Raw genomic sequence first — 13,619 nt, forward strand, 5'->3', positions numbered from 1 at the left:
TGGATAACGTACCCAAAATAAAAAAGTCATTCTGAGTGTAGTGGGAATCTCTCTTCGAATGGAGATTCCACGTCGCTCAGAATGACATTATGCGTTCAGAATAACAAAGCTTCGTTTAATTGTTTTAAAAATTATTATAAAATGTTTTGTACGCTTTATATGTCATGTAAAGGTCTGTTTTTGAAATTATTTCGTATGGTGCATGCATACTGAGAACAGGGACGCCAAGGTCAACAACATCCATATTGTAGCTTGCCATAATGTATGCAATTGTTCCTCCGCCGCCCTGATCTACCTTTCCAAGCTCAGCCGGCTGCCATACTACATTATTTTCATTAAATAATTTTCGGAGTTTCCCTATATATTCTGCATTTGCATCGCTGGCTCCTGATTTACCCCTGCTGCCTGAGTATTTTACCATCGCAACACCTTTGCCCATTATAGGTGAGTTTTGGATTTCAGAAACCTGAGAGTATGTAGGGTCTACACCTGCTGCTACGTCTGATGAAAGCATACTGCTGTTTGATAAAGCTCTTTTTAAAGACAATTCACTGTAAACACCGTCGTTTTGCAAAGCAATTAATTCGGCAATCATATTGTTAAAGAACATAGAATGCATACCTGTATTTCCTACACTGCCTATTTCTTCTTTATCAACAAATAAGGCAACTGCCGTTTTATCTATATTTTCAACCTCTAAAATTGCTTTTAAAGACGTATATGCACATACTCTGTCATCGTGACCGTAGGCAGCAATCATGCCTCTGTCTATTCCTACGTCTCTTGATTTTCCTGCCGGTACTATTTCAAGCTCGGCAGTTTGGAAATCTTCCTCAATCATTCCATATTTCTCATTAATAATTTTCAAAACATTGTATTTAAATTTCTTATCCTTGTCGTCCTCATCATCATTTCCTGTACAATCAGCAGGCAACGAACCGATTATAACGTTTAAGCTTTCCCCTTCAATTGCCTCCGAAAGCTTTTTGTCGTTTTGGTCTTTAGCCAAATGTGGAAGTAAATCTGTTATATAAAATATCGGGTCGTTTTCATCGTCTCCGATTGCTATATCTACTATTTCCCCGTTAGCTTTAACAACTGTGCCATACATAGCAAGAGGAATTGTAACCCATTGATATTTTCTGATACCGCCGTAGTAATGAGTTTTTAATAAAGAAATACCATATTCCTCATACAATGGATTTTGTTTTATATCTATACGAGGTGCATCAACATGGCTACCTACTATATTCATTCCATTTTCAATTTTTTCTTTTCCTACCACAGTAAGCACGGCATTTTTTTCTTTATTGATATAATATATCTTGTCACCCTGTCTTACTTCTTTTATGTTTTCAAAATTAACGAAGCCATTTGCTTCAGCTCTTTTTACAATTTCTTTTATAGATAGTCTTTCAGTCTTTGAAGCATCCATGAATTTTCTGTAATCATCGCCTATCGCAAAAACTTCTGTCCTTTCATCATTGTTTAATTTTTCCCAAATAAAATGCTTCTTATAAAAAAGTTTGTTCTCCATATATACTCCTATTATTAATTTTGTATCACCAAAGAGGTCAAATACATTTGTTTATCTTCTTCAATACATTTTATATCATAATTTCTAACCATGTTAAATTCGCCGTCATAACCGCTCATCTGCCAATTTAAATCTGCATTTATATTTATTCCCTTTTCGGTGCGTTCTACACTGTGAATTTTATCAACCTTTACGCTCATGGCAAGCTCAAAGTCGGTTGGATTATCTGCAATCTTTTGCAGTATATCAGTATCATTATCCAATAATTTATCTCTTTCAATATTCGTTAACTTTTCCTTTAATAAGTTCATATCCTTAAATCCATAAAGGAACTCATTCATTATTTCAATACGCTGATTTAACTGATATTCGATACTTGTTATTTCTTGGTGATATTCAAGACCGCCTATTGAAATATAACTGAAAAGCATTGTAACAATCATTAGGTAAATAAATCTTTTTTTCATTGGTAATCCCCCTACAATATAAATTAACACTATATATTATAGAGGGATTATATGGCTTATGTTAGCACTATTTGTCAATGTACCTTATCAAATTTTCTATTAATTTCAACAAATAATGTCATCGATAAATCAGCTTAAATTCTAAATTTACACTAAAGATTTAACGCTTTTCCTCTTTTCAATAGTAAATGGCAGCTCCATCAAGCCTTGCTGAGTTTTGTCACCTTTTATCATTTTAATAAGCATTCTCATTCCTACCGCACCAACATCATAGTATGGCTCACCTATAGTTGTTAGTTCGGGTCTTACGAATTTGCCTTCTCTTATATTTCCAAAACCTACAACAGAAACAGAATCGGGAACCTTTATACCGTTATCAATGAAACTGTCCATAATTCCGATTGCAATTTCATCATTGCTGCAAACAACCGCAGTAAAATCTTTTACATCTTTTACAATGGATTTTCCAAGCTCATATGCTTTTCCATGCTTGTTTCCTCCGACAACGTATATGTTGGAATATCCTAAATCACTTTCCTCGATTGCTCTTAAATATCCGGAAATTTTGTCGTTTTCTACTGTTGTCCTGTCTTCGAAATCAGAAACATAAACAATCTTTTTATGTCCTTCTTTAATTAAGTAATTAGTCATTTCAAATATTGCTGCGTTGCAGTCAATAGAAATATGATTCATATCTTCACGAACATTTCTCGTAAAATAAATGCAAGGTTTATTAAATCCTTTCGCAATATCAATAATTTCATCATCAAACTTGTTTCCTACAAGAAATAAACCTTCTGCCTGCTTTCTGTCTAAAAGCTGCAAGTATTTTTCCTGAGTTTCTTTACTTGAATAACTGCTGCACAGAAGAATGTCATAGCCATACATTTTCCCTATTTCTTCAATTCCTCTTACTATATCTGCAACGTAGCTTTGTGCAAGGTTGTTTATGATGACACCTATTAAATAGGACCTTCTTGTAACCAAGCTTCTTGCCACATCGTTTGGTTTATATCCTGTTTCTTCAATAACCTTCAATACTTTTCTTCTTACTTCGGGACTTACAGGTTTAGAATCATTTATAACTCTTGAAACAGTTGAAATCGATACTTCCGCAAGTCGAGCAACATCCTTTATCGTAACCATTTTTACCTCCTGTGAAAATTTATCTTTTCGTTTTTCCTAATTTATATTAACATTATATACATATTTTATATAATAATCAATCGTTTTTTCCTGATTTTCCTAACAAAAAAATAACCCGCGTGAGCCGCAAGCCTTTAATTCACACCCGCATCTAAGCAGGTGGGATTTCTGTTAAGTGGTTCTGACTTCCCGTCAAAGCAGGCATGTCATCTGCACTTAAACACGAATTCCCTTTTACAATATGTCGGTTGAATTAATAAGCTTCCGCACTCTGCAGGCCTTTTTAGTAGTATTATTATAGCACGATTTATGGATTTCTTCAACTGTATTTTACAGCTGCCGCATGCAATTTTTACTATTTTACCCTATAATTTAAGATAATATTACATTTAATTCTTCTTCGTAAACAACTTCTTTTTCCATTAAATGCTTTGCTATTTTTTCTATCTTTTCCTTATTATTTTCAATTATTTTTACAACATCCCCATAAATTTCAGCAGACAGACTCTTAACTGATTTTTCTACAGAATTAAGCGGAATATTAAGTTTTTCCGCTAAAACACCTAAATTCACAAATGAATTGTCATCATCCATTCCATATCGTGCGATGTAATCGACCGCTAATGAAGTTGCTTTTTCAATGTCATTTTGTGCCCCGATAGTAATATTTTCTTTGCCGAAAAATATTTCTTCGGCAACTCGTCCTGCCATTAAGACGGCAAGCTGATTTTTTATTCGCTTTTTAGTTATAACCTCAGCTCCGTTAGGAGTGCTTAATGTATAACCACCCGCACCCTTGCTGGTTGGAATTACAGATATTCTTATAACCTTGTTGTCAGGCATCAAATATTTTGATATAAAAGCATGTCCTGCTTCATGGTAAGAGGTCACAACTTTTTGTTTATTGTTTTCAGTTAAATTCTTTTTCTCTGTTCCGGCTATAACTTCAAGATAAGCTTTATTTATATGTTCTTTGTTTATTTCATCGGCATTTTCCCTTATTGCTGATAAAGCTGCCTCATTAACTAAATTCTCTATCATCGCACCGCTGAAATATACTGTCAAATCAGCAATTTCTTCTATGTCTATATCCTGCTTTGCTTTTTTTTTCGATAAATATAAGCTTAATATATCTTTTCTTGCATTTCTGTCAGGGAGCATTATTTCTATTTGTCTGTCAAATCTTCCGGGTCTTAAAAGAGCCGAGTCCAATGTGTCAATTCTGTTAGTAGCAGCTATCACAACGGTTCCGGAATCATCACCGAATCCTGACATTTCTGTCAGAAGTGCATTAAGCGTCCTGTCTCCTTCATCGCTTCCTCTCATGTTGCCATTCATTCTTTTCTTGCCTATGGCATCAATCTCGTCAATAAATATTACGCTTTTTCCTGACTTTTTGGCTTTCTTGAACAGATTTCTGATTCTTCCCGCTCCTAATCCGGCATAAACCTGTACGAAATCGGAACCGGATACTGCATAGAAAGGAACTCCTGCTTCTCCCGCCAATGCCTTGGCCATCAATGTTTTTCCCGTACCGGGGGACCCGTATAAAAGAACTCCTTTTGGCATTCTTGCATTGAACCTGCTGTATTTTTCCGGATTTTTAATAAAATCCACTATTTCCTGCAAGCTGTCCTTTGCTTCGTAGTTTCCTGCCACATCATCAAATTTCATGTTTGATGAACTTACGTATTCTATTTCATTTAATTTATTTATTTCTTTTTGTGCCGTTTTTTTATTTTTCAGTAACAGTAAAATTACAAAAATCAGCACAGCGATTACTCCTGCTATCTGAAATTTATCCATCTTTATACCCCCTAATACGATTGATAAGCAATCGATTAGCTATTGATTATCAATTGCCTGTCTATTGCTCTTCTATTACTTATACATTGTATCATTTGGATATATGTTTGGATATACTTAATATATAGATAGATTTCAATGTTTTTCCTTATCTTCCAATAAACAAACCGCCTGTGCGGCTATACCTTCTCCTCTGCCTTCAAAGCCCAACTTTTCTGTTGTTGTTGCTTTAATATTTATATTTGATATGTCGGTTTCTATATCACAAGCCAAATTCTTTTTCATTTCTTCTATAAAAGGACTCATTTTTGGTTTTTGCGCTATAACCACCGCGTCTAAATTGCATAGCTTAAAGCCGTTATTTTTCATATGCTTTACAACTTGCCTTAAAAGCACTCTACTGTCGGCATCCTTGTATTTGTCATCTGTATCCGGGAACATTTTTCCTATATCTCCCTGACCCATGGCGCCTAACAAGCTGTCCATAACGGCATGAATCAATACGTCCGCATCGGAATGACCGTAAAGTCCCATTTCGTATGGTATTTGCACTCCTCCGATTATTAATTTTCTGTTTAATGTTAATGCATGCACATCATAACCTATTCCGATTTTCATATATGCTCCTTAATATAAGCTTGCGAAAATTTCAGCTATTCTTAAATCCTGAGGTGTGGTAATTTTTATATTTTTAGCTAAGCCGTCAATGGTTTTTACTTTATAACCGTAGTATTCGACAATTGATGAATCGTCTGTAAAGACAGCATCTTCTGTAACCGCATTATAATAACAATCACTTATGAGCTCATATTCAAACGCCTGAGGAGTTTGAACAGCTTTTATGCTTGATCTTTTCATGGTTTGATTAACAAATCCATCCTCGGTTATTTCTTTAACGGTATCCACAACATCAATAACAGGAATGCAAGCTCTGTAATTATTTGCCCCTTCCACGCAGTTTAAAATTAAATTATATGAAATAAAGGGTCTGACACCATCGTGAATGAGAACAATTCCGCAATCCTTCCTTACGGCTTTAATGCCCTCATATACTGATTCGGTACGAGTTGAACCCCCTGCTTCAATGCATGTAATTTTTTTATAATCATCAGCCACTTCGCTTCTGATATAATCTAAATCTTCTTTGCTTACAATCAGTATTATTTCATCAACTTCGTTGCTTTTTTCAAATTTGTACAAGGTTGTATCCAATATTGTCTTACCACCGATGGATAAAAATTGTTTCGGTATTTCTGAGCCCATCCTTGTACCCTTTCCCGCTGCAACAATAATTGCAGAAACAAATTTGTCTTTATACATATAAGTCCCCTTTGTAGCAATTGAAGAGCAATAGATTTGTAATTGGTAAAGATATCTACTGTTCTCCTATCGTTCTCCTATTGTTATAATATTTTTCTAATATCTAAATCTTTTAGCATCACTTCCGGCAAGCCGATCTTTCTGCTTGGAATAAATAAGCCGTGACAATCAGACCCTCCGGATATCATCAAATTGTTCTTTTTGCAAAAATCAATATAGTATTGTTCTTCACCCTTATTATAAGGTGAAAAACATTCTATTCCATCTATTCCTGCTTCAAGCCAAAATTCCAATTCTTCTATAGGCATACGGCTGTTTCTGTAATGGTATGACGGATGAGCCAAAAATACAAATCCACCGCTTTCGTGAGCAGTTTTTATAACTTCTTCGGGACCTTTCAGCTTAGCTTTAATCCCTGACTTTTCAACATCTGTTAAATGAGTCAGCACATCCTTGTGTATACCTTTGTCTATCATGTAGTTAGCGGATTTCCAGCCGCCTCTTTTTCTGTCATAATCATATTTTTCAAAATCTTCAAAGCTTATACTGTCATATTTTTCAGAAACATATTTTATATAATCCTTATTGGAGCTTAATTTGCTTTCATTTGTCCAATTTATCATATCTAAAAGCTGTTTATTCTGTATATCGAAGTTATACAATGTCAAATGATATTCTCTGCCTTGATATTCACAAGTAAGCTCCGTACCCGGGATAAAAATTAAATTGTCGCTTGGTTTTAATATTTCCTGCATGTTTTTAATATTTTCGATACAGTCATGATCTGTTATTGAAAATATATCGATTTTATTCTTAATCAGTTCTTCTTTCAATTCTGATACATCCCATGTTCCGTCAGAAGCATAGGTGTGCATATGCATGTCAACTTTTTTCATAGTACCTCTAATATAATAAGTCTTCGTTTACTTTAATATAAAACATTTCCTTTATTTCATCAAAATTCTTTGTTTGTGCCATTATCCACATCAGCTTAGTAATTGCCGCTTCTATGGTCATATCATAAGCTTGCAGCACCTTAAATTTTTTCAAGGCCTTTATACCTACTTCATATATACCCATATCACTGCCTTCAAACATAACTTGTGTGGCTATTACGATAATTTTTCCTTCATCAGTCAAATGCCCTAACTTCTCTAAAAAATTTCTTTTATCTAAGAACGGAAGTCCTCCGACTCCATAGCTTTCAATTACAACACCTTCATATTTTTCACCTATATAATCCAACACGTCCGGCTCCATTCCCGGAGCTAGCTTAAGTAAAAATATTGAAGGGTAAATATCCTTATAAAACTTAGCGCCCTCAGTAAATCTTTCATTTCTGATATACTTAGTAATTCTATTATCATCTATTATTGCTGCAACAGGAAAATTTATTGATTCAAATGCACTGTAGCTCTTTGACTTGATTTTTCTTGCTCTTGTTCCAACTATAGCTTTCCCGTCAAACACTAAATATACTCCGCTTACATCTTTTTCCACTGCAAACCTGAAGCTGTCAAGAAGGTTTTTCTTAGCATCGGTTATATCGGCATTTATAGGCTTTTGTGCACCGGTAATGATAATCGGTTTATCTAAATTTTGAATTAAATATGATAAAGCGGCAGAAGTGTAGGACATAGTATCGGTTCCGTGGGATATAACGAATCCGTCATACTTATGATAATTTTTCTCTATTGTCTCTGTCATTAAAACCCAGTATTCAGGTTGAATATTTGTACTGTCAATGTTAAAAAGCTGAATTGCTTCTACGTTACAATACTCCTTAATTTCAGGAACATAGCCAAGAAGCTCTTGAGAGGTTATTTGAGGAGCTAAACCATCTTCTGTATTTTTTGAGGCAATTGTACCGCCTGTAGCGATAAGCAATATATTTTTCTTCATAATCTTGTACCCCCTAAACCTATTATTTTTTCCATATCCTCCGGCAGAGGACATTTTATAACTATTTCCTCGACCGTAGACGGTTGTAAAAACTTCATTTCATAACAATGCAGTGCCTGTCTTTTAATTAAATCACTTTCACTTCCATACAAGGTATCTCCTAATACTGTATGTCCTATATGCTTCATATGTACTCTTATTTGGTGAGTTCGTCCCGTTTCAAGCTTTAATTTAACCAATGTAAGATTATTAAAACGCTTTTCAACAATGTAATGTGTAATGCACTCCTTACCCGTGGGATGGATAATTCTTATGATATCCTCTGCATTTAACCTTGTAATTGGTTCGTTAATCGTTCCACGGTCGTTTACTACAGTCCCTTCGACTATTGCATAATAGTATTTGTCAACTTTATTATTCTTCATTTGTTTAGATAATTCATTATGAGCATATGGGTTTTTAGCTATTATAACGATTCCCGAAGTGTTCATATCAAGGCGGTTAACCAATCTGACCTTTCTCTTGAGACCTTTTTGCCTGAAGTAATATGCAACACCATTGGCAATTGTATTATTTTGGTGAGATTTTGTGGGATGAACCACTATATACGGCGGTTTATTCACTATCAGCAAATCATTGTCCTCGTATACTATGTTTATAGGAATATCTATCGCATCATATTCGTCTTCATCCTCGTCAAATTCCAAGGATAAAACATCTCCTGCAAATACATTTTTATTTAATCTTGTAACTCTATCGTTTAAAAGAATTTTATCGTTCAGTTCTAATTTTTTGGATAATCGTCTGGAAAAATTTAAGTTTTCGGATAATATGTCCTTTACAGTTTTGTCGTTTTCTTGTATTGTATAATTAAGAATATTGTTATTCATTAAAAACTCCCATAATTTCGTCAATATAAATATAATATAAAAAGTATTTTATGTAAAGGGGATAAGATGAAAGAAAAGGTAATAAATATATCTGCAAACCATGATGAATATACTCTACAAATAAAAGACAGGTTAATAGAGCTGCTAAATAAAAGCGGTTTTAAGCATAATGATGGATTTTCTGAGGAAGCAGAGCTTAATATAACTATAGGCGGCGATGGCTCCTTTTTAAGAGGTGTCAGAGACAGTAGCTTTTCAAAAACTCCTTTTGTGGGTATCAACACAGGAACTTTAGGATTTTACCCCGAAATATCACCCGAAAAATTAGAAACCTTCATATCAGATTACATATCAGGCAATTTTACCATCAACAGTGTTAATTTAATAGAATGTGAAATTAACGCCGGAGGACGTAACGAAATTATATATGCGGTTAACGATATCGTTCTTAAAAGAAAAGATATGAAGACAATACACTTGGACGTATATATTGCTTCAAACCACTTAGAAAAAATAAGCGGTGACGGTTTGATAATTTCTTCACCCTTAGGAAGCTCAGCATATAGTAAATCTGCAGGTGGGAGCTTAGTTTATCCTTCACTTAAAACTTTGCAAATTACACCTCTTTCGCCCATAATTTCAAATGCCTACAGATGTCTGGAATGCAGCATAATAGTTCCGCCGGAATTTAATATATCTATTTTTCCGGAAAGAGAGGTAGATTATTATGTAGCAATAATGGCAGATGGATTTATATTTGAATATGACAAGTTGGAAAGTATACAATTCAGAACTTCAAAAAAGGTAATTAACAGGTTAGCCACAGGCAAGTTTAATTATTGGAATGTAATTAAAGACAAATTTTTGTAGATTATGGTAATTTTTCCCTCTTTATTTTATTTGTAATTTGTCGAGTTATTATTTAAGACAAATTATTGACAATTGAGAGAGATAGAGGATAATATCATGAAAAAATTTAAAGGATTTAAGGGTTTTAAATTTACTAAAATCAAAAGAAATGAAAAAGAGAGCAAGGAGAAGAAAAAGAAAAAGCTTAATATTTCCGACTTTAGAAATTACTATCAAAATTCGAAAATATCTAAAAAACTTGTTACAGGATTTTTAATTGTTTCAATTATTACCATAGTAGTAGGTATAGTAGGTATAATCGGAATGAAGCAAATAAGTGATGCGGACAAAAGACTCTATGAACAGGAAACCGAACCATTAGTACACTTATCATATATGTTGAACAGTCTTAATGATACTGAATTACATTTAAGGGACGCAATAATAAGTTCAGGTAAATTACAAGCAATTGAATCATTTGAAAAACAATTCTACGAAGAACATGAAAATTTCATGACTTCATTAGAAGCATATAAACTAAAACTAAACCCAGAGGAATTAAATGTAATATCAACTGTAGAATCCATAATGAATAATTTTTATTTTACAAATTCGGAAAAATGCTTCACTCTTGCTAAAAGCGGTGATTTAACCGGCGCATACATAGCTTCGCAATCTATATCAAGCTCAGTAGATTTTATTTTTAATTATCTTAATGATAGTATGAATTCTAAGGTACATGAAGTTGAACTGACAAGTAAAGCAAATACTAATCTGTCTACAATACTATCAATAGTATTAATAGTTGTTATAGTAGCAGGGTTTATTATATCTATATTAATTGGTGCTTTAATATCTAAAACAATATCCACTCCGATTAATTCTATGGTGGACGCAGCCAATAAACTTGCTACAGGAGATACAGAAATAGACATTGAGATTAATTCAGACGATGAAATAGGTACACTTGCCATTGCATTTAATACGGTTGTCGAAGGAATAAAAAATCAAGTAGATTATGTATATAAAATAGCTGAAGGAGATTTATCCTTTACCATAACACCAAGGTCGGACAAAGATATAATGGAAATTTCTCTTGAAAAAACTATAGAAAAGCTAAATAAAATTCTATCTGATATAAATGAGGCATCAACGCAGGTGTTGGCAGGATCAAATGAATTATCTAACGGCGCTCAGGAACTTTCACAAGGTGCTACCGAACAGGCAAGTACAATAGAAGAGCTTTCAGCTTCTATAAATGAAATTTCAACACAAATTCTTTCTAATGATGAAAATGTAAAATCAGCTGAAAAACATGTTAAATCAGCGAAAGCTACAGTTACAAAAAGTGATGAACAAATGCAAAATATGCTTTATTCAATGTCTGAAATAAATAAATCGTCTAATGAAATAGCAAAAATAATCAAAGTTATAGACGATATTGCTTTCCAGACAAATATATTGGCTTTAAATGCGGCAGTAGAGGCAGCAAGAGCAGGTGCTGCCGGAAAGGGTTTTGCGGTAGTTGCGGATGAGGTTAGAAATTTAGCTTCAAAAAGCGCTGATGCAGCAAAACAAACCACCGATTTAATAGAGAATTCAATTAAAGCAGTTAAGGATGGAACAAACATAGCTGAAAATACAGCCACACACCTAAAAAATATAGTGGATAGTACTAATCTTGTTGTAGAATCCATAAATAAAATATCGGAAGCTTCACAAGAGCAAGCTAATTCTATAAAACAAATCAATGTTGGATTAGAACAAATTTCTGCAGTCGTACAAACAAATTCAGCATCCGCTGAAGAAAGCGCGGCAGCATGTGAAGAATTATCCGGACAAGCAGATATGTTGAAAGAACAAATTTCTGTATTTAAGCTAAGAATGTCTGCTGCGAATATATATTAATAAAACTAACATAAATCAAAAACCTGATGCGATATCGTATCAGGTTTTTGATTTATGTTATTGTTACATTCTTAAAGTAAACTTCAACTACATATACGGAAAGCATAAATAAATACATTTAAGTTGAAAAATCAAGAAAAATTCCAAATTGATTTTATCTGCAAATCACAATAAATTATACGATACGCAAATAAATATTTGACGTTTTTTTGCCGTCAAAAAAATAGAGCTGTCATGAAACAGCTCTTTTGTATTTTATGGGTTGCAACGTCCGCAAGGTTCATAGCCTTTATTTATTGCTTCTTCTCTACTGTCGAAATAAACCTTATTGCTATCAGTCATAGTGCTAACGGAGCTACATGTGGGATAATGAAATTTTAACGAATTACTATTACCTATATAGCTACCCGTAGTATTTACCGGATCAGTTTTTATTGGTTCTTCTTTTACTGGTACGTATGTTGTTGCCGCTTTATCAATCGTAATTGTAGAGCTGTCAGTGGTAGCAATTATAGTTCCTTGTTCGTCAGTTCTGTAAATCTTAGCTCCTGCAGCAGTCAGTCTGCTTAAAGCCTTATCGTGCGGATGACCGTATGTATTGCCCTCTCCTACACTTATAACCGCATATTTCGGAGCAACTGCATCTAAAAATATTTGTGACGTACTTGTTTCTCCACCATGATGACCGACTTTCAATAAATCTACATCTAAATCAAAACCAACACGAACCATTTCTAACTCTGATACTGATTCGGCATCCCCGGTAAATAAGAACGATGTATCACCATATACTAATTTTGTCACAATAGAAAATTCATTCATTTCAGAGTACCACATTGAGTTAGGAGCCAAAATATCAAAATCTAATAAATCTGTATCTATTATATTCGTTCCACCTTTAGCTTTTATAACCTCTGCATTTTCTCTTTCAATTGCTTGAATTGTTTCTTTGTATATTTGTGTATCGGTTGTTGTGTCAGGTATGTAAATTTTTAAAATATCAAATTCATCTAAAATATTAGGAGCTGAGCCAATATGGTCCTCATGGAAATGTGTTAAAATAAAGTACTCAATATCATCAATTCCCAAATTGTTTATATAGTTTATTATAGTGTTAGAATCGCCTTTATTGCCGGCATCAATTAATACTTCTTCGCCATTTGGTAGCTCAATCAATATGCAATCCGCTTGACCTACGTCTATAAAATGTACTTTCAATACTTCTGATTTAGATTTAGCGACTGTAACTGTTTGAGTGGCGCTATCCCATCCAATCGTAGCTCCAAAAGCTTCAAGCACTGCTCTAATAGGTAAATATGTTTTATTGTCTTTTATGATAGCTGCAGTATCATTTTTAATTTGCTTACCGTTTCTGACAATATGTGATTGCCCTATTGGCACTTCGACCTTTATGCCATCTTTCTCAACTAAAGCAGTTCTTGTGTCATTATCCCACCTCACTGTTGCACCGAAACTCTCCATGGTCACTCTTAATGGGACCTGTGTTCTGTTGTTTCCATCTACGAACGGAGCTCCTGATTGCTCCGTAAAACTTACATTTGTACCATCGATGCTAATATTAACCGCATATGCTACAGTTGATAATATAAGCATAAAAACAAGTACAAAGCTTAATACCCTCTTTTTCATAGCAACATACCTCCCAATTAAATTGTTTATATTATATATTATTTTGTCAAAATTTACAAATTTTATTTTGCACTGAAAATTCAACATGCATAAAACATCAAAACGTTAATTTTCTTTCGTTAGAACGCAATCTATGACGTTGAA

Annotated in this window: 12 protein-coding genes and 1 other RNA gene; 2 read left to right on the forward strand and 11 right to left on the reverse strand. The window is 33.8% G+C overall.

Going from position 1 to position 13,619, the window contains the following annotated elements; genetic code table 11:
- Positions 1-124 precede the first annotated feature (124 nt).
- The 10 genes from RT412_RS06830 to RT412_RS06875 all read right to left on the reverse strand — a co-directional run bounded on the left by RT412_RS06830 (position 125) and on the right by RT412_RS06875 (position 9,068).
- A complete protein-coding gene (locus tag RT412_RS06830; RefSeq protein WP_313345239.1) occupies positions 125-1,537 on the reverse strand; it encodes an aminopeptidase in 1,413 nt (470 codons plus the stop codon).
- A gap of 14 nt (positions 1,538-1,551) precedes the next feature.
- A complete protein-coding gene (locus RT412_RS06835; protein WP_313345237.1) occupies positions 1,552-2,004 on the reverse strand; it encodes a hypothetical protein in 453 nt (150 codons plus the stop codon).
- 147 nt (positions 2,005-2,151) lie between these two features.
- Positions 2,152-3,150 carry a LacI family DNA-binding transcriptional regulator gene (locus RT412_RS06840; RefSeq protein ID WP_313345235.1) on the reverse strand — a complete coding sequence of 333 codons (999 nt, stop codon included), beginning with the start codon at positions 3,148-3,150 and terminating at the stop codon, positions 2,152-2,154.
- A 108-nt stretch (positions 3,151-3,258) separates the two neighbouring features.
- Positions 3,259-3,433: non-coding RNA, 6S RNA (ssrS, locus tag RT412_RS06845), on the reverse strand.
- 89 nt (positions 3,434-3,522) lie between these two features.
- Positions 3,523-4,956 carry an AAA family ATPase gene (locus tag RT412_RS06850; RefSeq protein ID WP_313345232.1) on the reverse strand — a complete coding sequence of 478 codons (1,434 nt, stop codon included), beginning with the start codon at positions 4,954-4,956 and terminating at the stop codon, positions 3,523-3,525.
- A gap of 135 nt (positions 4,957-5,091) precedes the next feature.
- Positions 5,092-5,574 (reverse strand): 2-C-methyl-D-erythritol 2,4-cyclodiphosphate synthase, encoded by a 483-nt coding sequence (gene ispF / locus RT412_RS06855; RefSeq protein WP_313345229.1) that lies wholly within the window; start codon positions 5,572-5,574, stop codon positions 5,092-5,094.
- Between the two features lie 9 nt (positions 5,575-5,583).
- Positions 5,584-6,276 carry a 2-C-methyl-D-erythritol 4-phosphate cytidylyltransferase gene (gene ispD, locus RT412_RS06860; RefSeq protein ID WP_313345226.1) on the reverse strand — a complete coding sequence of 231 codons (693 nt, stop codon included), beginning with the start codon at positions 6,274-6,276 and terminating at the stop codon, positions 5,584-5,586.
- A gap of 83 nt (positions 6,277-6,359) precedes the next feature.
- Positions 6,360-7,172, reverse strand: a complete 813-nt coding sequence (locus tag RT412_RS06865) for a PHP domain-containing protein (protein WP_313345224.1) — start codon at positions 7,170-7,172, stop codon at positions 6,360-6,362.
- 7 nt (positions 7,173-7,179) lie between these two features.
- A complete protein-coding gene (locus tag RT412_RS06870) occupies positions 7,180-8,178 on the reverse strand; it encodes an asparaginase (RefSeq protein WP_313345222.1) in 999 nt (332 codons plus the stop codon).
- Positions 8,175-9,068, reverse strand: coding sequence for an RluA family pseudouridine synthase (locus tag RT412_RS06875; protein ID WP_313345219.1), 894 nt, complete (start codon positions 9,066-9,068; stop codon positions 8,175-8,177). Before RT412_RS06875 ends, RT412_RS06870 begins: the two co-directional genes overlap by 4 nt.
- Positions 9,069-9,134: 66 nt before the next feature.
- On the opposite strand from RT412_RS06875, the gene RT412_RS06880 reads away from it, so the two are divergent.
- Both RT412_RS06880 and RT412_RS06885 read left to right on the forward strand, forming a co-directional pair.
- Positions 9,135-9,938 carry an NAD(+)/NADH kinase gene (locus RT412_RS06880; RefSeq protein WP_313345217.1) on the forward strand — a complete coding sequence of 268 codons (804 nt, stop codon included), beginning with the start codon at positions 9,135-9,137 and terminating at the stop codon, positions 9,936-9,938.
- A 96-nt stretch (positions 9,939-10,034) separates the two neighbouring features.
- Positions 10,035-11,825, forward strand: a complete 1,791-nt coding sequence (locus RT412_RS06885; RefSeq protein ID WP_313370159.1) for a methyl-accepting chemotaxis protein — start codon at positions 10,035-10,037, stop codon at positions 11,823-11,825.
- Between the two features lie 255 nt (positions 11,826-12,080).
- Here the strand turns inward: RT412_RS06885 and RT412_RS06890 are convergent, their stop codons facing one another.
- Positions 12,081-13,475, reverse strand: coding sequence for a stalk domain-containing protein (locus RT412_RS06890; RefSeq protein ID WP_313413120.1), 1,395 nt, complete (start codon positions 13,473-13,475; stop codon positions 12,081-12,083).
- Positions 13,476-13,619 lie beyond the last annotated feature (144 nt).

Source organism: Sedimentibacter sp. (assembly GCF_032080165.1).
In the GTDB taxonomy this organism is placed as follows: domain Bacteria; phylum Bacillota; class Clostridia; order Tissierellales; family Sedimentibacteraceae; genus Sedimentibacter.

Excerpts from the sequence above, each read along its gene's own strand:
- RT412_RS06830 (WP_313345239.1), bottom strand. The coding sequence starts at position 1,537 with ATGGAGAACAAACTTTTTTATAAGAAGCATTTTATTTGGGAAAAATTA.
- RT412_RS06835 (WP_313345237.1), bottom strand. The coding sequence starts at position 2,004 with ATGAAAAAAAGATTTATTTACCTAATGATTGTTACAATGCTTTTCAGT.
- RT412_RS06840 (WP_313345235.1), bottom strand. The coding sequence starts at position 3,150 with ATGGTTACGATAAAGGATGTTGCTCGACTTGCGGAAGTATCGATTTCA.
- RT412_RS06850 (WP_313345232.1), bottom strand. The coding sequence starts at position 4,956 with ATGGATAAATTTCAGATAGCAGGAGTAATCGCTGTGCTGATTTTTGTA.
- ispF (WP_313345229.1), bottom strand. The coding sequence starts at position 5,574 with ATGAAAATCGGAATAGGTTATGATGTGCATGCATTAACATTAAACAGA.
- ispD (WP_313345226.1), bottom strand. The coding sequence starts at position 6,276 with ATGTATAAAGACAAATTTGTTTCTGCAATTATTGTTGCAGCGGGAAAG.
- RT412_RS06865 (WP_313345224.1), bottom strand. The coding sequence starts at position 7,172 with ATGAAAAAAGTTGACATGCATATGCACACCTATGCTTCTGACGGAACA.
- RT412_RS06870 (WP_313345222.1), bottom strand. The coding sequence starts at position 8,178 with ATGAAGAAAAATATATTGCTTATCGCTACAGGCGGTACAATTGCCTCA.
- RT412_RS06875 (WP_313345219.1), bottom strand. The coding sequence starts at position 9,068 with ATGAATAACAATATTCTTAATTATACAATACAAGAAAACGACAAAACT.
- RT412_RS06880 (WP_313345217.1), top strand. The coding sequence starts at position 9,135 with ATGAAAGAAAAGGTAATAAATATATCTGCAAACCATGATGAATATACT.
- RT412_RS06885 (WP_313370159.1), top strand. The coding sequence starts at position 10,035 with ATGAAAAAATTTAAAGGATTTAAGGGTTTTAAATTTACTAAAATCAAA.
- RT412_RS06890 (WP_313413120.1), bottom strand. The coding sequence starts at position 13,475 with ATGAAAAAGAGGGTATTAAGCTTTGTACTTGTTTTTATGCTTATATTA.